This window comes from Bartonella sp. CL100XZDX (assembly GCF_042195375.1).
Classification (GTDB): domain Bacteria; phylum Pseudomonadota; class Alphaproteobacteria; order Rhizobiales; family Rhizobiaceae; genus Bartonella.
This window is the reverse complement of sequence record NZ_JBHIOH010000066.1, coordinates 24463-47189: the sequence shown is the minus strand read 5'-3', so window position 1 is coordinate 47189 and position 22727 is coordinate 24463. Positions and strand designations below refer to the sequence as shown.

General features: G+C 39.5%; 15 protein-coding genes and 3 pseudogenes. 12 read left to right on the top strand and 6 right to left on the bottom strand.

The window, feature by feature from the left end; translation table 11 throughout:
- Positions 1–387: 387 nt before the first annotated feature.
- A pseudogene (rimJ, locus tag ACFILU_RS07470) lies at positions 388–952 on the top strand (ribosomal protein S5-alanine N-acetyltransferase).
- A gap of 537 nt (positions 953–1489) precedes the next feature.
- On the opposite strand, the gene ACFILU_RS07465 reads toward rimJ, so the two are convergent.
- Positions 1490–1750, bottom strand: coding sequence for a DUF2312 domain-containing protein (locus ACFILU_RS07465; RefSeq protein ID WP_005774567.1), 261 nt, complete (start codon positions 1748–1750; stop codon positions 1490–1492).
- A 262-nt stretch (positions 1751–2012) separates the two neighbouring features.
- Between ACFILU_RS07465 and ACFILU_RS07460 the strand changes: the two genes are divergently transcribed.
- On the top strand, positions 2013–2501 hold the full coding sequence (locus ACFILU_RS07460) for a DUF1036 domain-containing protein (protein WP_273790491.1): 489 nt from the start codon (positions 2013–2015) through the stop codon (positions 2499–2501).
- Positions 2498–3934 carry a pyruvate kinase gene (pyk, locus tag ACFILU_RS07455; protein WP_375675449.1) on the top strand — a complete coding sequence of 479 codons (1437 nt, stop codon included), beginning with the start codon at positions 2498–2500 and terminating at the stop codon, positions 3932–3934. The genes ACFILU_RS07460 and pyk overlap by 4 nt, the downstream gene beginning before the upstream one ends.
- Positions 3935–5409: 1475 nt before the next feature.
- Here pyk and ACFILU_RS07450 read toward each other — a convergent pair.
- Together ACFILU_RS07450 and ACFILU_RS07445 are read right to left on the bottom strand one after the other, a co-directional pair.
- The gene (locus tag ACFILU_RS07450) at positions 5410–5793 is read right to left on the bottom strand and encodes a cell division protein ZapA (protein ID WP_273790489.1); all 384 of its coding nucleotides are present in this window, start codon (positions 5791–5793) and stop codon (positions 5410–5412) included.
- Positions 5794–5805: 12 nt separating this feature from the next.
- The gene (locus ACFILU_RS07445; RefSeq protein WP_005774573.1) at positions 5806–6081 is read right to left on the bottom strand and encodes a DUF4164 domain-containing protein; all 276 of its coding nucleotides are present in this window, start codon (positions 6079–6081) and stop codon (positions 5806–5808) included.
- A 334-nt stretch (positions 6082–6415) separates the two neighbouring features.
- Between ACFILU_RS07445 and tkt the strand changes: the two genes are divergently transcribed.
- From tkt to ACFILU_RS07420, 5 genes are all read left to right on the top strand, one after another.
- Positions 6416–8422: a transketolase gene (gene tkt / locus ACFILU_RS07440; protein WP_375675447.1), complete on the top strand. Its 2007-nt coding sequence runs from the start codon at positions 6416–6418 to the stop codon at positions 8420–8422.
- Positions 8423–8624: 202 nt separating this feature from the next.
- Positions 8625–9632 (top strand): type I glyceraldehyde-3-phosphate dehydrogenase, encoded by a 1008-nt coding sequence (gene gap, locus ACFILU_RS07435; RefSeq protein ID WP_375611739.1) that lies wholly within the window; start codon positions 8625–8627, stop codon positions 9630–9632.
- Positions 9633–10153: 521 nt separating this feature from the next.
- Positions 10154–11347 carry a phosphoglycerate kinase gene (locus tag ACFILU_RS07430; RefSeq protein ID WP_375630978.1) on the top strand — a complete coding sequence of 398 codons (1194 nt, stop codon included), beginning with the start codon at positions 10154–10156 and terminating at the stop codon, positions 11345–11347.
- Positions 11348–11455: 108 nt separating this feature from the next.
- Positions 11456–12487, top strand: a complete 1032-nt coding sequence (locus ACFILU_RS07425) for a class I fructose-bisphosphate aldolase (protein ID WP_375675446.1) — start codon at positions 11456–11458, stop codon at positions 12485–12487.
- Between the two features lie 756 nt (positions 12488–13243).
- Positions 13244–13585, top strand: a complete 342-nt coding sequence (locus ACFILU_RS07420; protein WP_273790485.1) for a hypothetical protein — start codon at positions 13244–13246, stop codon at positions 13583–13585.
- A gap of 2008 nt (positions 13586–15593) precedes the next feature.
- Here the strand turns inward: ACFILU_RS07420 and ACFILU_RS07415 are convergent.
- Positions 15594–17384 carry an ABC transporter transmembrane domain-containing protein gene (locus tag ACFILU_RS07415; RefSeq protein WP_375675445.1) on the bottom strand — a complete coding sequence of 597 codons (1791 nt, stop codon included), beginning with the start codon at positions 17382–17384 and terminating at the stop codon, positions 15594–15596.
- A gap of 186 nt (positions 17385–17570) precedes the next feature.
- Here ACFILU_RS07415 and rpmE point away from each other — a divergent pair, with 186 nt between their 5' ends.
- The 4 genes and pseudogenes from rpmE (at position 17571) to ACFILU_RS07390 (ending at position 21052) form a co-directional block, all read left to right on the top strand.
- The gene (gene rpmE / locus ACFILU_RS07410; RefSeq protein WP_005774581.1) at positions 17571–17792 is read left to right on the top strand and encodes a 50S ribosomal protein L31; all 222 of its coding nucleotides are present in this window, start codon (positions 17571–17573) and stop codon (positions 17790–17792) included.
- A 691-nt stretch (positions 17793–18483) separates the two neighbouring features.
- Positions 18484–18730, top strand: a pseudogene (locus ACFILU_RS07400) (ABC transporter); the annotation flags it as partial.
- A 923-nt stretch (positions 18731–19653) separates the two neighbouring features.
- The gene (locus tag ACFILU_RS07395) at positions 19654–19821 is read left to right on the top strand and encodes a hypothetical protein (RefSeq protein WP_273790483.1); all 168 of its coding nucleotides are present in this window, start codon (positions 19654–19656) and stop codon (positions 19819–19821) included.
- Positions 19781–21052, top strand: coding sequence for a hypothetical protein (locus ACFILU_RS07390; protein WP_375675444.1), 1272 nt, complete (start codon positions 19781–19783; stop codon positions 21050–21052). Before ACFILU_RS07395 ends, ACFILU_RS07390 begins: the two co-directional genes overlap by 41 nt.
- Positions 21053–21184: 132 nt before the next feature.
- On the opposite strand, the pseudogene ACFILU_RS07385 reads toward ACFILU_RS07390, so the two are convergent.
- A pseudogene (locus ACFILU_RS07385) lies at positions 21185–21916 on the bottom strand (inositol monophosphatase family protein); the annotation flags it as partial.
- A gap of 8 nt (positions 21917–21924) precedes the next feature.
- Positions 21925–22716, bottom strand: coding sequence for an inositol monophosphatase family protein (locus ACFILU_RS07380; protein WP_375675443.1), 792 nt, complete (start codon positions 22714–22716; stop codon positions 21925–21927).
- Between the last annotated feature and the right edge of the window lie 11 nt (positions 22717–22727).

Genomic DNA, 22727 nt, shown 5'->3' with positions numbered 1-22727 from the left:
GGGGACAGTGATATGATAGCGCAAAACAAGCATGCTCTGAGCTTACAAGGCAAAGAAACAAAACTATCTTTGCCGTGAGTTTTTTCAAAATTTCGTATATGGAAGTATGCCAGTTCCCTTGCATATTTTGCCAGTCCCCAATGTTGCTACAGCGCCCCTTGGAACTTGAGAGCATTCATAAGAAATATTCCCTTGTCTTTACCTTATGCTTTAAACATACCACCTCCGCTTATGATGGAAAAGCAAATGATCCTCATTGATTCTAACGTAAGAAGTGTTGTGATGAGGAAAGCTTACTGTATTCGACATTATGATTTGAGTTTAAAAATGATGATTTGTTAAGATAAATCAACGTGTTATTGTGACATTGTCTAGGAGGAGAAAATGATGGCAATTAAAACAAAGCGAACAATTTCCACATTGATCGGTTTAGAAGATGCAGCTGAACTGTCTTCTTATTACCTCGCGTAATGCGAATCATCTGCGTCCTTTTGAACCTGTTAGATCTGATGATTACCATACCCTAACAGCTTGGGAAACACGAGCCAATGCATTTGCTTGTGAAAGCGCACAGGGACAAGCATATCGATATGCTGTACGATTAAAAAATGAAAACACAGTCATCGGTGTTGTGAATTTTACAAATGTGGTTCGGGGTGTTTTTCAAGCCTGTCATCTTGGTTTTTCTCTTGATGAAAAACAACAAGGCAAAGGTCTCATGTTTGAGAGTTTATCGGCTCTAATACGCCATATCTTTCATGTTTATCATCTGCATAGAGTGATGGCAAATTATAGACCTGAGAATATAAAAAGCGAACGTTTATTAAAACGCCTTCATTTTGAAAAAGAAGGCTATGCCAAAGACTATTTGATGATTTCTGGAAAATGGAGAGATCACATTCTAACCTCTCGAATCAATGATCTTTATGAGTCCGTTAATAGATTCCAATAAAGTTTTGTTAAGGGTCTTTTTATCAAATGTGTAAATATGCTGAATTTCTCCCTATCCTCAAAGATTAAGATCTTTAACCACCTCTTCTTTTATAAATAGTTTAGAATCTCGTTTAGCGGATTTCAACTGCTGACTATTTTCATATGTTTCTTTTCGTAGATAATAAATTGATTTATTATCATAATTCATTTTTTTCAATTTGAAGAGAGTCCTCAATATCGGAAGACTTTCTCACTTCAAATTTATTGATGTTTAATCATAAAAAACACCTCTCTTGCACATCACAAACTGGGTTGGCATACAAGTGAGGGTTTATGTGGATAAACAATGATTGAAGAATAAGAATAAAAATTCTCTGTATAAATCCTTTTAAATGTGAGGGCTGTTGCAATATTGTGTATTCTGTGACCGATAGTCTCGTTACAAGTTACACAAACGGCTTATTGTTGGGTGAAATTTTTATACATTCAGTTATTTTTTGCCATTTGTTTTTTGTATTTTCTTTTCTTAAGAAAATTTCCAATGTTATCAATGGTTTTAATTCATACCAAGCGCATTTTTATAAAGTTCAATGATTGCTTCTTCTTCCATTCTTTCATGCTCTTCTTTTTTACGCAGCCGTATAATGCTTCGAACAGCTTTACTATCAAAGCCAGAGCCTTTAAGTTCAGTGTAAACGTCTTTAATATCATCAGAAATGGTTTTTTTCTCTTCTTCTAGTCGTTCAATACGTTCGATAAAAGAGCGTAATTGGTTTACGGATATAGCGTGTGTTTGATCGGTTACTGTATCGTTCATTGTATTTTTCTCCAAGTTATATATTTTAAGTTGTTTTTCGACGACGAATTTATGTTAAAAAAGCTTGAAAATAAAAAGTAAATCAAGCTACACAGCTTTTTTACAAATTGACTTTAAATATTTTGTAAAATTTTTAAGATATATGCATTGATAAAAGGGCTATAAAAAGAAAAATATGAAAATATACGTTTTAGACTTGAAAAGCTTTTAAAAAAGAAATGTGTAATTTGTTTTGAGAATTTGACATTATAGAGGAAGTTTTGTGATTTTAAAAAAACGATATTGGGTGTTTCAGAAAGGATTAAAAGTTTTTCTCTTGAGTATTTTGCTCTTGTTTCCCCTCGTTGTTTTTGCAAAAGCTGACTTTAGAGTTTGTAATACAACCCAACAGTCTGTAGGGGTTGCTCTTGGATATCGTACATTTTCAGGGTGGGTGAGCGAAGGCTGGTGGACGGTACCAGTGACGGAATGTAAAACTTTAATTGAGGGGCCTCTTGCTTCACGGTTTTATTATTTTTATGCGGAAGGAGCACAAAAAAAAGGGAACTGGGCAGGCTCTGTGACCATGTGTGTACAAGATAGCCAATTTACCATTCAAGGGGTTCATGATTGTTTCCCTCGAGGATATCAAAAGGCTGAATTTAAAGAGATCGATACCGGAAATCAAACCAGTTGGATGGTACAGTTGACGGATGAGTCTTTGTTAAACAATTCAGTTATACCTTCTCTTTCAGGAAATTCTCCACCGTGAAACGTGCACGTAAAGTAAAAATTATTGCGACTCTTGGTCCTTCTTCTTTTTCTCGTTTGATGATTGAGAAGCTTTTTAGGGCAGGGGCAGACGTTTTTCGTCTTAATATGAGCCATACTGATCGTGATATGCTGGGTGATTTGGTCAAGTCTATACGAGAAGTTGAAAAAACAGTTCGACGCCCCATTGGTATTTTAGTGGATCTTCAGGGGCCAAAACTGCGTGTGGGGCGTTTTGCTAAGGGGCAAGAAGATTTGCGTGTTGGGCAAAGCTTTACATTAGATAATCGCGATGTTCTTGGTGATGCACAGCGTGTTTTTTTCCCTCATGAGGATGTATTTTCGGCTGTTAAACCAGGGGATCGGTTGTTGATTGATGATGGAAGGGTGGAACTGCGTGCGCAAGTTTGTGATGGTCATTTTGTACAGTGTCGCGTGGTTGCTGGAACCCGTATTTCTGATCGAAAAGGTGTCAGTTTTCCCGATACAATTTTGCCTTTTGATTCGATGACGTCAAAAGATAAGGAGGATCTTCAGGCTCTTTTACAGCAGCCTGTTGATTGGGTTGCTCTTTCTTTTATTCAACGTCCAGAAGATATTATAGCGGTGCGTCAGTTGACGAAAAGCAAGGTGTCTTTGATGGCTAAAATCGAAAAGCCTCAAGCCTTGGAGCATATAGAGAAAATTATTGAGGTATCCGATGGTATTATGATTGCACGGGGTGATCTTGGAGTGGAAATGCCCTTGGAAAAGGTCCCTGCACTTCAGATGGAGCTCATAAAAGCTTGTCGTTTAGCAGGAAAGCCTGTTGTGGTGGCAACACAAATGCTCGAATCAATGATTACATCTCCTGTTCCCACACGCGCAGAAGTGTCGGATGTTGCTACAGCAGTTTATGCAGGAACAGATGCGGTGATGTTGTCTGCTGAATCTGCTTCTGGTCGCTATCCTGAAGAAGCTGTGCTTATGATGGACCGAATCGCGCGGCAAATCGAACAGGATCACACTTATGCTGCTCAGGTTGGGGCACAACATCCAGCACCAGAATCAACAGGAACGGATGCGATTTCTCTTGCTGCGCGTCAGATTGCTGAAACACTTGCTCTATCCGCTATCGTTGCCTATACGGCTTCAGGAACCACCGGGGTGCGCGCCTCTCGTGAACGCCCTAATAGACCGATTATTGCTTTATCGCCCATTGTGGAAACAGCACGGCGTTTGGCTTTAGTTTGGGGGCTTCATTGTGTGGTCACGCAAGATGCACGGAGTTTAGAGGATATGGTTGATCGTGCAGCAGCTATTGCATTTCAGGAAGGTTTTTGCAAAGGGGGAGATCGCTTCCTTGTGACAGCTGGGGTTCCCCTTGGAACGCCCGGTGCGACAAATCTCTTACGTATTGCTTCTGTCTCTCAAGATGGAACGAAAGGGATTTGAGCCGTTTACGCATGGTGTTTTTTCATGCGCCTTTGAACAGGCTTTAAAAACAACGGGTGCGCGCCTCTTGTGAATGCCTCCATAGAACCCATTATTCTTTTATCTCTTATCGTAAGATAGAAAGGTATTGCGTTAGGTTGTCCAGTTTGGGGATGGGAGCAGATGCGGTGATGTTGTCTGTTGATTTTGTTTTAGTTCTGAGGAAGCTGCTTTTACGGTAGGGCATTTAATGGGAGCCCCCCTTTTATTTCATTAAGGCATATTGGGGATTGCTTTATTGAGTTTATACGAGCGAGATGTTCATTGATAATGAGAATTTATTCTTTTTCTTTTTGAATGAGAGCCTTGAAATTGTTCTCATTTTAAACTTTTGCAGACAGAATTGAATAAAATTAAAATTATGTGCCTAAAAAATCGTGCTGGTATGTTATGAGAAAAAGTGATGGGTGAATGTGTTTTTAAAATATGCTTTGTCTGATCATTTGTAACATATTGATTTATAATGATAATTTATCGTTATTAAACTTGAATTAGAACCCCGAATTCCGTAAAATTCTCTTCAATTTATTTATGTTTTGTTAATTATAACTCTTTGCTTGTACGTCACAAGCGGGTGGGACATGTGGGTAAAAATTGTACAAGAAAGGCATAATTCTTATGAACCGTTTTAAGAGCCAAGGGGGCTGTCGCAATATTGAGGGCTGGTTATAATGATGGTGCCGACTTGCTCTTTTATTAAGCTTGGAGATTTTGGGTGGTGGGGAGAGGAATATGGATTATTTGTTATAAGGATAAAAATAGCGGTAGAGGATGTTTTCAAGAGCTATTATTGTTGTTTATGATGTTTGAGGTTGTATGAGATTAACATACTCTTCGGTTTTGACTTTTTTCTTGCTCTAAAGGATGAAAATACTTAATTCACGCTGGTTTATAAATGATACGGTTCTTTTCGGTGGGTTTCATCGGATGAACATTCTAGGTGCAAAGACTCTATGGTGCTTATATTATCAAATAGCGGTGTTTTACGGTATAATAGATAAGGTTATTTTTTTAATATATTGAATCTGCTTGATATTATCTAGGGGCAAGGATTTTGGACATGCATTCATAGGGAACATGAATATAGCTCTTTTTTTCGAAGGGTGCTTTATTTGTTTGTTGCTGTTGTCATTTATATGATTTTTTTTACAATGATGTTGGTTTTGTTATCTTATTGCGCTGTTAAAAGACATCTCATTTGAAATGTGGTGATATAAGGCAGCCTCCTTGATATAGGAAGCGTTTGTGCGGAGGTGAAATATTCAGGGTAGGGCTTTCTTGTTGAGGTTTAAGTTAATCCCATAAGTCGTGAGTAGCTGGAATCCTTCCTATAAGAAACCAGACTGTTTACAGACTGGTGTGGGTTTAAGAATTTTTATCCTGTGAGATGTGGCGGACAAGTCAAGTCTCTGGTTTATTATGCGCTGATGTACTTTTTAGAAATCTTCCTGTTCTTGTTCTTGAATGTTTGTGTGGTTTTGATCATCTTTGAGCAATTGGTTGGTGAGATTTTCAATGCGTTGTGTGGTGTCACGCATAATTTTCCCCATGGTGCGGTCTCTTTCGTTGTGGAGTCGTAAAAGAGCATTGTAGTCTTCTTGTAATTTTTTATTTTCTCGTTTTATTTCTTCCATTTCATCGATAATCATTATGCCAGCCATAACCGATAAACGATGGTCGCCAATTTCACCAAAATTGTTCTTTAAATGTGTGATATATTGATCTAATTGAGCAGCAAGCGCAATAAGACGACGTTCTTGTCCTTTGTCACAAGCCATGCGATAAATTTTACCATCAATGGTAACGGAAACAGTTTCCATACATTCAAACCTTTATCTATCAATGACAACACGAATTGTTTCCATTGCTTTAATAAGACGTTTGGAAACTTCTTTGTTTACGGACTCTAAGCGTTCAATTTGGGCTTCAGCTTTGTCAAGCGCTTGGGCAAGATGGCTGCGGTCAGCATTCATTCGTTGGATTTCTTCTTCCCATTCGTTATTTTTATCAATAACGGCATTACGGTTTATTATGGTGATCTCTAAAGTTCTAAGTGCCTTTTCTAGGTGCTCTAAAGCATCTTGTAGAACTGTAGTCTCTTGGTTCATTGCTTTTATCCTTTGGGTAATTGTATCCTTTATCAATGTGTTATGCAAAAACGAATCACTTTCACTCTTGTGTTGTGTGCATTTTATTTTTAAGTATGTAAGATATTTTAGCAAGCAAAGCAGGGGATAGATATAAATTAAAAGCTGGATTTTTTGCGCGTATTGGCATAAATGACATGGATATACAGGACGCGTGAGGGGAATGTTATTAATGTTATTGAAGTGGTGGCAAAAAGTCTCACGCTAATGGTTAGAAAATAGTATTTCTTGAGAATTTTAAGAGAATACGGAAAAAGCAACAGAATAACGTATTTAACGAAATGGTCGATTATTCATGACAAACACCCACCAACAGAATCAGATGGCCAATGCTATCCGTTTTCTTGCTATTGATGCGATTGAAAAAGCAAATTCTGGTCATCCAGGCTTGCCAATGGGAGCCGCCGATATTGCTACGGTTCTTTATACAAGATTCCTTGCTCATGACCCCAAAAAACCTCGCTGGCCTAACCGTGATCGTTTTGTGTTATCAGTAGGACATGGGTCTATGTTGCTTTATGCTCTCTTGTATCTTTCTGGTTATGAAGATATTGGCATTGAAGATCTCAAAAATTTTCGCCAATTAGGAGCAAAGCTTGCTGGGCATCCAGAATATGGGCATGTGGCGGGAATCGAAACAACGACTGGTCCTCTCGGACAAGGGTTGGCGAATGCCGTGGGGATGGCTCTTGGAGAGCGTTTGCAAAATGCCCGTTTTGGTGATCTTATCAACCATTACACCTATGCGTTGGTGGGCGATGGATGCCTTATGGAAGGGATATCTCAAGAAGCACTTTCCCTTGCCGGTCATTTGAAACTCAATAAGCTTATTGTGTTGTGGGACGATAATAATATTTCTATCGATGGAGAGATTTCCCTTGCTGACAGTACAGATCAGATTGCGCGTTTTAAGGCTTCTGGTTGGGAGACACATAAAGTCAATGGGCATGATCAAGCAGCAATTGCGCGGGCTATTGAGGCGGCACAAAATTCCGATAAACCAACTTTGATCGCTTGTAAAACAACAATTGGTTTTGGAGCACCCAATAAAGCGGGTACCAATAAAGTTCATGGAGCCCCTTTGGGCGCACGAGAAATCGCTGAAACCCGTATCGCTTTAGGGTGGGATGCTGAGCCTTTCGTTATTCCAGCCGATATTCTCGATAATTGGCGTTTGGCTAGTCTCAATGCTGCTAAAAAACGCCAAAAATGGGAAGAAAAATTTGCTGATCTTCCTATCTCAGAGCGTGTGGAGTTTGAAAGATTGATGCGGGGCGATCTCGTGGGCGGATTTGATGGCGCTATTGATACTTATAAACAGAAATTGGTTGAAGAGCGCCCCGTTGTTGCTACGCGTAAAGCTTCGGAAATGGCTCTTGAAGTGATCAATGAAGTCGTTAGTGAAACTATTGGTGGTTCGGCTGATTTAACCGGATCTAATAATACAAAAAGCAGCCAGATGAAAAGTATCTCTGCTGAAGATTTTTCAGGGCGCTATCTGCATTATGGAATTCGCGAACATGCAATGGGAGCTGTGATGAATGGTCTTGCCCTTTATGGCGGCTTTATTCCTTATGGGGGAACCTTTTTATGCTTTTCTGACTATATGCGTCCTGCTATGCGTTTGTCTTCTCTCATGGGGTTGCGGGTGATTTATGTCATGACTCATGATTCTATTGGTCTTGGTGAGGATGGTCCGACCCATCAACCCGTGGAGCATTTGGCTTGCCTGCGTGCAATGCCTAATCATTTTGTGTTTCGTCCTGCCGATGCTATGGAGACAGTCGAGTGTTGGCAATTGGCTTTGAAAGCACGCGGGACGCCTTCTACCTTGGCTTTAAGTCGACAAAATCTACCGCTTTTGCGTCAAGAGTATGAAGAAGAAAATCTCTGTATGCTTGGTGCTTATGAATTCCTAACAGCTAGCGATGATGCACAAGTGACGCTGTTTGCTTCTGGTTCAGAATTGCAAATTGCAGTGGAGGCACATACGGTGTTAGAAGAAAAAGGCATCCCAACGCGTGTGGTTTCTGTGCCTTGTTTTGAACTTTTTTCTCAACAATCTCTCTCCTATCAGCGTGCTCTCATTGGAGATGCACCGATTAAAATTGCCATTGAAGCTGCTGTCGCCCAAGGATGGGACCGTTTTATTGGCTGTGATGGTGTGTTTATTGGTATGGAGGGCTTTGGGGCAAGTGGAACAATTGATGCCCTTTATGCGCATTTTGGTATTACTTGGGAAAATGTTGTTGCCACCGTTGAAAAAGAGCTGGAAAAGATCAAAGAGGAAAAGACAAAGTGACAGCTTGTGTTGTCATGAATGGGGTGATTGTAGGGCATCATATTTTGTGCAGTATTGTGGATGATCTTGTGCATTATTGTGGATAAGTGAGTGAGTGATCAAGATATTGACATTGTGGGAATTAATGATTTTGGATTGGTGAAATACCCATTTATTGTGTTTTAAATGTTGTGCTTAAAAAATTGATGAGGAAACATGTGAAATGACAGTTCGTGTTGCAATTAATGGGTTTGGTCGTATTGGTCGCAATATTTTACGTGCACTTGTGGAAAGTGGACGACAAGATGTTGAAGTGGTTGCAATTAATGATTTGGGATCGGTGGAAACAAATGCCCATTTATTACGCTATGATTCAGTTCATGGGCGTTTTCCTGGGATCGTTAAGGTGGTAGGGGATGCTATTGATGTGGGAGGTGGTTTAATAAAGGTATGCGCAGAGCGTGATCCTGCTCAATTGCCTTGGAAAGATTTGGATATCGATATTGCTTTGGAATGTACGGGTATTTTTACTGCGCGTGATAAAGCAAGTGCTCATTTAGATGCGGGGGCAAAGCGTGTTCTTATTTCTGCGCCTTCTGAAGGAGCAGATCTTACGGTCGTCTATGGGGTTAATCATCAATCTTTAAGCAGCGAGCATCGCGTTGTTTCAAATGCTTCTTGTACAACCAATTGTTTGGCGCCTGTTGCACAAGTTTTACACAATACGGTCGGCATTGAAAAGGGCTTTATGACAACAATCCATTCTTATACGGGTGATCAACCTGTATTGGATACAATGCATCGGGACCTTTATCGTGCACGTGCGGCAGCTCTTTCTATGATTCCTACCTCAACAGGAGCGGCAAAAGCTGTGGGATTGGTCTTGCCAGAATTAAAGGGATTGCTTGATGGTGTATCGATTCGTGTTCCGACCCCTAATGTTTCTGTGGTTGATTTGACATTTATCGCTAAACGTTCCACAACAATCGAAGAAATTAATACAGCTATTGCTACTGCTGCACAGGGTTCTTTGAAGGGCGTTTTGGACACTACAGAAGAGAAACTCGTGAGTTGTGATTTTAATCATAATCCTCATTCAGCTATTTTCCACAATGATCAAACCAAAGTGATTGATGGTAAGCTCTGTCGCGTTCTGGTTTGGTATGATAATGAATGGGGCTTTTCTAACCGTATGAGTGATACGGCAGTGGCTTTTGCTAAGACAATATAAGAGGACCTCAGGGTCCTCTTTTTATAGGGAAAAGTCTCATTTTTGTGCAATTTTGAGAAAAATAGTTAGAGGCTGTTGTTCTCATGCGCTAGAGAGAAGAGGCTATTGAAAAATTGATGATGTGTTTTGTTTTAATACTGTGTCAATACGTGCTTTTAAAAGATGCATGAAAGAGTAAACTTTTAAAAAGTAAGATCTGAACGAGATACCTTTTGAGAAAACGTTAGAAAACAGAAACAGGAGATGTAAACTCTTTTTCCTAGAAGTAAAAGGAAGCTTTAATAGAGATCAAGTTGAGCCAATGCATTTGTTTGCCACAATGGAATATGAAGATTAAGAGCAATGGTGGGCTTTTGTACATTTGACGATAAAAGCTTTGGATTTTTATTAAGAAAAGGGTGAGAGATAGGCTGTCGTGGATCTCTTGTAAAAGCAAAGAGGGGGATAAGTGGAAAGAAAAGTGGGCAGGGTTGTTGGATGCGTTTTTATTTGAAACAATGGAAAGTGAAGAGGAAGCAGTGATGGGGTTTCGTACACTTGATGATGTTGATGTTTTGGGCAAACGTGTTCTGGTGCGCGTAGATTTTAATGTTCCTATGGCACAGGGCAAAGTTTGTGACGAGACGCGTCTTGTACGGCATAAAGAGACACTCATTGAGCTACAAAAGTGTGGTGCTAAACTTATTCTGCTTTCTCATTGTGGTCGCCCCAAAGGAAAGGTAGAGCAAGAGTTTTCACTCCGTCCTGTTGTGCAAGTGCTGGAAAAGATCATTAATCAGCCGGTTGCTTTTGCTCCGGACTGTATCGGTTCGGCGGTGCAGGTTGCAGTTGAGTCATTACAAAATGGTGGTGTTTTACTGCTTGAAAATGTTCGTTTTTATGCTGGTGAAGAAAAGAATGATTGTTCTTTTGCAGAAGCTTTGGCTCATAATGGAGATCTCTATGTTAATGATGCTTTTTCAGTTTCTCATCGTGCCCATGCTTCGGTGGAGGGAATAACGCATTTGTTGCCTTCTTATGCAGGACGCTCTTTGCAAGGTGAATTGCAGGCATTAGAAAAAGGACTTGGCAATCCAGCACGTCCTGTGGTTGCCCTTGTGGGAGGAGCAAAGGTTTCTAGTAAGCTTTTTGTGCTCAATCATTTGGTGGAAAAAGTTGACTCCTTAATTATTGGTGGGGGGATGGCTAACAGTTTTTTAGCTGCGCAAGGTATCCATGTAGGGAAATCACTGTGTGAACATGCATTGATGGAAACGATAAAAAAAATCATTAAAAAAGCGCAAGAGTGTCACTGTACGCTTCTGCTCCCTCAGGATGCTGTCGTTGGATTTCGTTTTGAAAAAGATGCACCGCATCGTCTTTATGACATTGAAGATATTCCACAAGATGGCATGATATTGGATATTGGGACGCGCTCTATTGCGCATATCAATGCTGCGATAGATGAAGCTGCTACTCTTGTGTGGAATGGACCCCTTGGTGTTTTTGAGATGTCTCCCTTTGATAAGGGAACCATTGCCGTTGCACGCCATGCAGCAGAACGTAGTTTGACGGGAAAGTTGGTTTCAATTGCGGGAGGGGGCGATACGGTTTTTGCCCTTAATCATGCCGGTGTTGCCAATGATTTTACTTATCTTTCGACTGCTGGAGGAGCTTTTTTGGAATGGATGGAAGGAAAGACCCTTCCTGGTATTCTTGCCCTCATGCAGGCTTAAAGGGTTTCTTTGAAGGGAAGGTTAAAGAAAAACTATACAGTCGTGTAGAGTGTTTTTGATAGTGTTGCGCATTTTTAGAAATTAAGACAAAATAAAGAGGAATTTTTTATGAATGAACGGCTTGAAGATATTGCACTTGCTTTGGTGCATGCAGGTAAAGGTATTTTGGCGGCAGATGAAAGTACGGCGACCATTGGAAAGCGTTTTGAAAGCATTGGTGTTGAATCCAATGAAGATAAGCGCCGTGCTTATCGTGAAATGCTTTTTAGTACAAAAGAAGCGATGGAAAACGCCATCTCTGGGGTTATTTTATTTGATGAAACCATTCGGCAAAAAGCATCAACTGGGAAAATGTTGACGGATCTTATTCGGGATTCAGGCGCTTTGCCAGGGATTAAAGTTGATACCGGTGCAAAACCCTTGGCTGCTTTTCCCCAAGAAACAATTACCGAAGGGTTGGATGGTCTTCGTGAGCGGCTAAAAAATTATTATGCTTTGGGAGCACGTTTTGCTAAATGGCGTGCGGTAATTGCTATTGATGAACACACTTTGCCAACAAGAGGCGCCATAAGACAAAATGCACAAGCTCTTGCACGCTATGCTACCTTATGTCAGGAGTTCAATATTGTGCCCATTGTTGAGCCGGAAGTGTTGATGGATGGATCATCGTGTGGGCATTCAATTACACGCTGCTTTGAGGTGACACGCACTGTTTTGCAGGCTGTCTTTAAAGAATTGTTTGAAGCTCGTGTTCTTTTGGAGGGGATGATTTTAAAGCCCAATATGGTGATTGATGGAAAGGATGCTCGCAAGGCTTCTGTTGAAGAAGTTGCTGAAAAGACTGTCCAAGTGCTTAAACAGACTGTTCCTGCCGCTGTTCCCGGAATTGCTTTTCTTTCTGGAGGGCAGTCTGATCAGGAAGCAACGGCGCATTTATCTGCCATGAATTCTTTGGGCGTATTGCCTTGGAAATTGACCTTTTCCTATGGACGAGCACTGCAAGCAGCTGCCTTAAAAGCATGGGCGGGAAAAGATGAAAATATTGCTGTTGCACAGAAGGCATTTCGTCATCGGGCTCGGATGAACCATCTTGCGGCTTTGGGACAATGGACAAAAGAACAAGAAAAAGCGTGCGATTGAAGCACAAGCCCTGTTTTTAAATGCGGAGAGATTTTTCATATTTCTGCGTGATTTTTTGTGCCCTCATCATGATAAAAATGGCGGGGGCATTTTAGGCTTGAAAGCTTTCTCAGAGAGTTTTTTCCTTGGACCTTTTAAAAGTCTTTAATGGGTGCTATCGAGAGATAAGATTGCGGGAGAGGTGCAATTTCGAGAAGGGGAGATAATGCTAGGAAATTTGTGAATGCACAGCACTTTAGTATGGTGTCGTTTATGGGTGGGTACTTGCTTTTTGAGTGAAAATCAGAAAGCTCATACTGTATTGAAGAGTTTGATATTGTGATATTTTTTCTTTTTCATGTTGTCATTACTTGTCATCAGCAGAATTTATTTTATTGCAGTTTCAAAGGTGGATTAAGCGGGTAGATTAGAGAGTTGCGATTTCTGAGCGGATTGGAATACAGCTTATGAAGCTTTTCTGCGTCAGGATAGCTTCCTCTTCAATGGGGGTAGTTTTTCTATTGGCGAACGAATTGAATAACTCTTGCGAAAGAAAATAGATTTGCACCTCAATAAAACACCTATTTTTTCGTTAAAATGGATAAATTTTTCTTGTATTTTTTGATGATATAATTAAAAATAAATAACTTCATAGCATCTTGGCTTAAAACGGGGGGAGTTGTGGACGGTATATCTTCTAAAAATAACAGTATATCTTCTAAGAATACAAGCATCAAAAGAAAAAATCGATACGCAGAACAGAGCTTTTCTGCAATTATGATGCGAAAATTGTGCAATATGGTGCGTGGGGTATTCGAAGGGATCTTTACAGTATTTACTTTCACAATTTTTCTTATCCTGTTCAGCATACGTGGACCGGTTCATGCCGTACTAAGCTTCTTTGCAGGTGCGAGTGGAATAACGTGCTTTTTCTTTTTTGTCGGATACTACTTACAACGCCGCGAAGCAACAGCAGATGAGGCCGGTATATCGCTCACATTACTTTTAGCAATTGGTGAAGGCATTTTTTCTATTTGCTCCCTGTATGCTGCGTGGGGTTACGACGCTCTCTTATTCCGTTTAGCACCTCCTGGGTATGTTCTTATTCTCCCTGAATAAATAGGGTGCAATTCGTTTGCATACAAATCAAAATGAGAGGCTGTCTGCCTCTCAAATTCTTAATAATCGCTCTCCAAAATCATAACATCAAACCCGCGTTTAATGAAGGGACTAACAAGCTTTGGGTCCTTAAGCCTCAAGGCAACCCTTTACAAGTTGCGCCTAACGGCATCCTTGACCTTAAGACAGCAAAACGGCTTATGAACAAACTCTCTTATTAAGCCACATCATCTTTTATTCTTCTCATGTGGTTCTGAAATCATGATATAAAGGGCAAGCTTCTCATCGTGCCTAAATGGTAACTTATCGTGTGTTAAATGGAAAAATGAGAAAAAGCATCTTTATGCAATATAATCCAATTATAATTTTTTGATTTAAGCATAAAAGACTTAAAGTCTTCTACAAGACTGATACAATAAAAGGGGGAAAATCGCCTATTCTTAGAAACTAAGGCGTATTTTAGGTGCTCTTGATATAGCTATCTCACCAAATGGTTTTGAAGACTTATCCTTTTAGCTCTATTTATTAAAAGGTCATTTTGAGGGGGCTTAGCTAATGAATGTAAAGGAAAATTAGCACGTAATATTTCGCTTTGCTGGTATAGATGCTGAATGAGTTAATTATCTAGAGGATCACTGAAGAGGGAGCGCTAAAAAATGATAGAAAATCCTCTGCTCCTCGGTGAATGCATAGTTGAAGATATAATCGTATAACTTGGCTTATCTGTTGCTAAAACAGCTGAACGGTTTGAAATGGTTAGGGTGTCAGTGCTGCATATGCTTGGCTCGCTATGCAAAAAAATTATGATTTGGTGCAAGCTTTAAAACATAAACACCTTAAAGATATATCCTCTTTGTACATGTTCTTATCATCGTTAAAATGCCTTCTTAAAGCACGACAGGGGGTGGCTATAAAGTTGAGAGCTGTAAATATAAATGATGGCGTTGGTGGTGGTGTGAGAAGATGGTGTTCAATCGAAGTACTCGATCCTTATTTTTATGGGCTATGACTGGAAGAGCGAGCTGGAGAGACAATTTATGAGCAAAGAGAAAGTGTTTTGAGGTTGCGTGTCTGCAAGAGCAGAACAGTGGTCGTGGTGATATTTACAAACAATAAATTTGATAAAATTTTACGATTTTGCCAAAAGCCAGTTTATTATAAAAGCTGTTGCTTATACGCGCTCATACAAAAGTTATAAGAAGCCCAAAAGTGCTAAAAAAGTCTTTGCTCTTTTTCAATAAGACGGATCTGCAAACAATATTCAAAAAGTGTTCGTGTTTTTGAAAGAGCATAAAAGGATACTCTTGCAATAGAGAGAAGCGTATTTGTGAGTTACAATTTGTCATGATTTTCGGTAAACACTATTGTTTAGAGCGGTGAGAGAGGGCATGAAAAAATTTTAATATTCAGTTTTTTAAAGAGTGTGGTCAGTCTTTAGGATAGAGCTTGTGTCCCTAGAGCCTATCAAATGAGCCGCATAAAGGCTTCAAGAAAGCGAGCACCTATTATACTTTTTGCCAGCGTATACTCTTTTGTCAGCGCCCCAATGTTTTGACAGCCCTTAGAACGTAAAGGGGCAAGGGAGGTATTTTACCTCTTTCTTGTACCGTTTTACTCCACACGCCAACTCTGCTTGTGATGAGCAAGCCAAGAGATTTTGTTTGACTCACTATGAGGGTTTGACATGAGAAAATCCTATGGTATTCATGATCTTTCATGAAAAACAATGAATTATCCTTATAAATCAACGTGACAGTGCTGTTATGAAGAGAACTCCTTGCACATCTTAATAGCCCATAGAGATTAACTTGGTATCATTTTACATTCTGTACACAGAAGTGTCTTTATAAAATGCTCCATCTTGCGCATAAAAAAGAACCACCCGTTAAAAAAGAAAAACATCTCAATGCTTGCTTTTCTTTTTTCCATGAGAGATTTAAATTGATAAGCCTGTCTGAAAAGAGTGCTGTTTATGCCCTTAAAGATACTGCTCTTGTATCAAGATCACTTACTCAGGCGAAAATTGGAGTTTTGCGAGGTAAGCATAAACGCCATTTTTTGCCACAAGTTCGGCATGGGTTCCTTCTTCCACAAGGGCGCCTTTATCCATCACAAGAATACGATCAGCTTTTAAAATTGTTGCCAAACGATGCGCAATGACCAAGGTTGTACGATTTTGCATCAATCCTTCTAAAGCGTCTTGCACCAACTTTTCACTGTTTGCATCTAAAGCAGATGTTGCTTCATCAAGCAGCAACAGGGGTGCATTTCTTAAAATTGCCCGTGCAATACCAATGCGTTGTTTTTGCCCCCCAGAAAGCATGGTACCACGTTCTCCTACTTGCGTATCCAAGCCATCTGGTAAAGCTTGAATAAATTCAAGTGCATTAGCCGCTTTAGCGGCAGCAAGAATTTCCTCTTCATGGGTAGTTTCAGTTCCAAAAATAATATTATCACGCAATGTTCCATCAAAAATGGCGACATCTTGTGGAACATAGGAAATTGCACTGCGTAAATCTTGTAAAGAAAGGCGATTAATTTCCATGCCATCCAACCGAATTGTTCCATTTGTCGGATCATAAAAACGAAGGATCAAAGAAAAAATGCTGCTTTTTCCTGCTCCAGAAGCCCCAACAAAAGCAACCGTTTCGCCTGCTTTTACAGAAAATGAAAGCGAGCGTAAAACCTTCTCTTGTGGTCTAGAAGGATAAGTAAAATCAATCTGATCAAAAACAAGTTCACCTCGAACAGGTTGCTCTAATGATAAAGGATTTTTAGGAGCTACAATAGTAGGTTGTTCTTGTAACAATTCGGCAAGCCGTTCAGCAGCGCCTGCTGCTTGGATTAATTCTGCTCCCAGTTCCGATAATTGCGCAAAAGTAGAAGCTCCAAAAACCGCATAAAGGACAAATTGCCCTAATGTCCCTCCTGTCATCGTTCCATTCAAAACATCACGCGATCCAATCCATAAAACAGCAACCACACTGCTAAAAACCAAAAAAATTGCAAACCCCGTAAAAAAGGAGCGCAAGATTACAGAAGCACGTGCTGTTTGAAAAGCACGTTCTATCAATTGTGAAAAACGTATTGTAACGAGTTTTTCAGCGGTAAAAGCTTGCACAGTGCGAATAGCGCTTACCTGCTCTGTAGCAACAGCATTGGCATCTGCGAGACGATCTTGCGCCGCGCGGGTACGAGAGCGAACTTTACGTCCAAAGACGACCAAGGGAATGGCCACAACAGGAATAGCCGCTAAAACCAACAAAGACAATTTAGCATTGGTGATCACCATCATCACGACGGCTCCGATCACGATAATCAGCTGACGCAAAGCGGTAGAGGCGGTGGAGCCCACAGCTAATTTTATTTGTGTGGTATCTGTGAGAAGCCTTGAAACAATCTCTCCTGAATGTGACCGATCAAAAAAAGCAGGAGAAAGTTTCATAATATGGACAAACACATCACGCCGTAAATCGGCAACAATCCGTTCTCCCAAGGTGATAACACAGTAATAACGGGCTGCTGAAGCAAATGCGAGAAACAAGGCTAAGATAAACAAAATTCCAAAGTAAAAATTGATATGTCCATGGCTTGAAGTAGAAAACCCATGATCAAACATTTGGCGGATAGCCACAGGCAAAGCTAATGTGACTAGAGCAGCAACAGATAACGCTAGAAAAGCAAAGATAAACAACCAACGATAGCGCAAAAGATAAGGAACAAAAATTGCAAGCGAAGAGAATGAAGATTTCTTAGGGGAAGACTTTGTCGATTTTTCTGAACGAGAACGTAATGTCATAAAATTTTGCTCACTGTATTGGATTTGTAACACTTGATACAATGATGTATCTTGAACACTTGTTTTTTGATGCGTGCTCAGTTATAGGAATAAATACTTTAATCAATGTATCAAAAAGACAAAGGAAGTGCACTTAAAAAAACAAGCAAGTGCTATTTTATTCTATAAACGCAAAAGGTTTGACGCATGAAAGCGAATATTCACCCCAACTATCACAAAATTACCGTTGTTATGACGGATGGAACCCAATATACGACGCGCTCTACTTGGGGAAAAGAAGGCGATACTCTTAATCTAGATATTGATCCAAGAACGCATCCGGCATGGACAGGTGGCTCCCAAACGCTCGTAGATCGTGGTGGTCGTCTTTCTAAATTCAAAAATCGTTTTGGTAATATTGGCATGTAAAAGCCTCCTTTTTATGGGGTACAAGGGTTTTAAACAAAACGATTGCAAATGGATGGATTTTTTATCCTATCAAAGAGTGTACTTTAAATATTAATTCAAAAACGCATCCGACATAAACAGATGGGTCTATAAATCATTGTGGTTGCGTTTTTTAAATTCAAAAATCATTTTGAAATACACGCAAAAATCCTTTCTTCCCTAGAGTATAAAGACTTGAAATAAAATAATTGCAAACTTTTCTTCTTTTTTGGAACTGAACATACCCATGGAGAGGAAATTTTTGCCGCTTCTAAAGCTGCCAATGCACTTGAATTTATTCAAGCTTTACTAGGTGGCTTGGATACGCAAGTAGAAGAACGTGGTACTATGCTTTCTGGGGGCAAAAACAACGCATCGGTATTGCACGGGCGATTTTAAGAAATGCACCCCTCTTGCTGCAATCGGGAACCATCATTATATTTGCCAACTCGTCGATGTTGCTACAGCCTTTGGCACTTGAGACGATTTACTATAGGCATTTTAAGCCCTTTCTTAATAGTTTTTTTATTCACGCGGGCTCTCCCTGCTTGTAAAGTGCAAAAGACATGGTTTTTGTTGATTCAACATGGAACAGGTTTGAAATGAGAGAAACTTACGGTATTCGGAATTCTCATTCAACATACAAAACAATGAATTATTATTATAAATCAAACTTTTACTGCTTGATGAAGCAACATTTTCTTTAGATGCAAACAGTGAAAAGTTGGTGCAAAATGCCTTAGAAGGATTGATGCAAAATCCTAAATCCTAGTCATTGCACATCGTTTGGCAACAATTTTAAAAGCAGATCGTATTCTCGTGATGGATAAAGGCGCTCTCGTGGAAGAAGGAACACACAACTCATTATAAAAAATAATGTTTATGCGCATTTGGCTAAACTGCAATTCTCATCTGAGTAAGTGATCTTGATACAAGAGCAGTATTTTTAAGGGCATAAACAGTACTCTTTTCAGACAGGCTTATCAATTTAAATCTCTCATGGAAAAAAGAAAGGCAAGCATTGAGATGTTTTTCTTTTTTAACGGGCTGTTCTTTTTTTTTGCCTGAGATGAAGTATTTTTATAAAGACACTTCTGTGTATAGAATATAAAACGATATCCAGTTGCTATGGACTATTAAGATGAGCGAGGAGTTCTCTTCATAACAGCACTGTCACGTTGATTTATAATGATAACTCATTGTTTTTCATGAAAGATCTTACATGGAATTTCTCGTTTCAAATTTGGTTATGTTGCATTAGTCAAAACCATGTCTCTTGCATATACCAAGCAGGGAAGATTGCGTGAAGTAAAAATACTTAAAGAAAGAATAAGTCTTCTTCATGAAGCGTCTCAAGTTTTAGGGGCTGTAGTAATATTGAGGGGATTAGGAAAGTGTATGATGATGTCGCTTTACTAAAAAAGAGCCGATAAATGAGTAGAAAGACGCTTTTTATCAATTTTATAAAACAAGGTGAGCACGCAGCCATGTTTTGCTGTGTTAGGCTTTTGAGTACTTTGAACCAATATTGTGGGAGTGCATTTTAAGAATTATAAAGCTCTTCTTAAAAGTGCATAAATCATTAGAGCAGTACAATTAAATACAAATTGTTTTATTTTACCAGAAAAAATATCTATATTTTGTGTATTGTTTTTATTAAAATATAATATGTAGTGATTTTCAAATCAGATGTACACACAATGATACAATATCGAGGGATCGATAAAAGAGCTGCGTTAAATATTGGTGGGAATAAAAGAGAGCAAGAATGGAAGAAGACATAAAATTGGCAATAGCTATTCATAATAGCTATAATTAAGGTCATTTGGAAATGGGGGAAAAAATGTGGGAGTGTAAGATGCGGCGTTATGATTTTCTGCATCATATGGATGGGGAAGTCGTGGTATTCGGGATACTCAGTGGATTTTTTGTTCGGTTTGGCAATGATAGTGTGTTGTGGGGGAAGCTTAATGCTTGCATTGGCAATTTATCAGAACAAGCATTTAACTGAACAACTTGAGCAAAAAAAGCAAGAGTGCGCTGAACATAAAGATATTATTGCACAAGGGGAACAGAAGTGTCTTCAATTGACTGACCAACTTGAGCGAAAAGAGCAAGATTGCGCTGGACATAAAGATATTATTGCACAAGGGGAACAAAGGCTTTTTGCAAAAACTCAAAAAGTATCGCAGGAATGGTTGAAACAATGGGATGAGGGAGTAAGGCTATGGGAAAGAGACGTACTGGGGATAAAAAATCCTAGGGAAGATATGAAATTCAGTGGAGATCGGCTTCCATTGGTAAAGGATATTTGTGTTCGAGGGGATCACAAAGTGCGTTTATTGTACAAGCAAGCACTTGGAAAAAAACTTACTTATGAACATTACAAAAAAATATGTAGTCTCTTGGATACCTCGTATTTTAGGAAATTTTTTATAAAAGCAGTGCGATTAATGAGAAAGAATGGAATAACTCTGCAAAGGTTTGTAGATCCTCTTACGAAAAAAAAACGGAGTCAACCTACGATGTTATTACTTCATTGGTGGTTATATGTTCTTGATGATATGATTACAGCTGAATGCAAACAGCACCAAAAGGAAAACTTTACAGGGGAGGATGAAAAGAAAAAATTTACAGATACTTTGTGGGACAACATATCTATAAGTATAGAACACAAAGAGATAGAGAAAATGCTAAAGCTTTCGGAATCTTGGTCTGGTGAGTGTACTTTATTATTATATTGTAAAAAGAATGTGTTGTTGTTGTTGTGTGATATTTCCAGTGATTATAAGGCGGCAAGAGAAACTTTCATTTACTATAAGAAGCTTATTAAAACAGTGAAAAAAGGCTATGTTGCCTTTGATAATGGTTGCCATTCTGTCACAGTTAGAGATGTAATCAATACTTGTCAAGAGAATGACACAAATAGAGCAAAAAATCTTTCCATTGTTGAAGGGAATCCAACATTTGAAGAAGCTTACAAATTAGGCGTTAAAGAGTGGATGAAATCATCAAATGAGAAATGCGATAACCGATTGATCTTTTGGGAGAAGCTTGTTGAGGAAAAAAAGTTAAAAGAAAAATTAAAAATTATCTTCGGTAATGAGAAGATAAAGGCGCTGAAAGAGGTTGTTGAAAAAGATAAAGACCAACTTGCAAGTGAAATGCAGAAAGCAATTTTGGAAAACAAAGATTTTTGTTACTATAAATCTCGAGAGTATTTCATAGACTATCTGAGATAATGGTTAAATGAAGGGGGGGAATGGCTGTATAAATCAATGGATTTGCTAAAATTTCTGTTGTCATGTAGAGGTGAAAACTATGAGAGGCATATGTGATAGCCCTTAGCAGAGAGGGGATATTTTAAATTATAGTCAATCTTTTTTGCTGTGTAGGCGGTGATTTCTTAAGAGAAGTAGGGGAGGATGTTGGCTTCTGATGTCGTTGTTGCTTCTTGGGGCGTTTTGTTGTGATGATATTTTTTTTTTGCGAAATATATCGCTGCCGCCTTCTTTATCAGTGACAAAACCACCGGTTTTGCGAAGCATCAGTATGCTGGTAGTTTTATCAAAAATGTGCAGGTTATCTTCCCAAAAACCATCGGTTTTTTCTGCGGCGACATAAGCTAAATTCGAGAGCAGCAGCACCAAAACGGCGAAGTTTGGCAACTTCCATCATTATATTGCGTAATTCAATAAGATAGGTTCCATGATTTGGACGACCAAAATGAGGCATGCCTGTGGCAATGACACAATCTTCTAGTCTGCGCCGTGCAGAAACGCGACAGCGTCGGTCATTGAAAAAAGCACCACACCCGCGTTCTGCGGTGAAGAGTTCATCACTCACGGGATTGTAAATGACACCACCAACGATTTTTCCCTTGGCTTTCTAAGGCAATGGAAACAGCAAAAAAGGGAATGCCATGGAGAAAATTTGTGGTGCCATCTCAAAGGGTCAACAATAAAACGGTGTTGTGAATCTTCGCCAATGATTTCTTCTGACTCTTCCATCAGAAAACCAAATTTGAGGCGCGCTTTGCTTAATTCATTGAAAATAATTTTTTCCGCTTTGCGATCTGCTTGGCTGACGTAATCTGCTAGATCTTTTCTGAGGTTTAAATGCCTTTTTTGAGGGTTTTTTCTAATTTTAGGCGAATGTGTTCATTGCCGGCAATGATATTTTTTTTGCGGAATATATCGCTACCGCCTTCTTTATCGGTGACAAAACCACCTGCTTCACGAACCATCAGTATTCCAGCAGCCATATCCCAAATTTGCAGGTTATCTTCCCAAAAGCCATCGGTTCTTCCAGCAGAAACATAAGCTAAATCAAGCGCAGCAGCACCAAAACGGCGAAGTCCGGCAACCTCTGCCATCACATTACGTAATTCAATAAGATAGGCTCCATGATTTGGGCGACCAAAATGAGGCATGCCTGTGGCAATGACACAATCTTCTAGTCTGCGCCGTGCAGAAACGCGACAGCGTCGGTCATTGAAAAAAGCACCACACCCGCGTTCTGCGGTGAAGAGTTCATCATTCACGGGATTGTAAATGACACCACCAACGATTTTCCCTTGGCTTTCTAAGGCAATGGAAACAGCAAAAAAAGGAATGCCATGGAGAAAATTTGTGGTGCCATCTAAAGGGTCAACAATAAAACGGTGTTGTGAATCTTCTCCAATGATTTCTTCTGACTCTTCCATCAGAAAACCAAATTTGGGGCGCGCTTTGCTTAATTCATTGAAAATAATTTTTTCCGCTTTGCGATCTGCTTGGCTGACATAATCTGCTGGTCCTTTCAAAGACACTTGCAAATTTTGCACTTCACCGTAATCACGTACCAACGAGCGTCCTGCTTTCATTGCAGCTTGCACCATGACATTCATGACTGCAGAATGGGCCATTTTTTATTCCT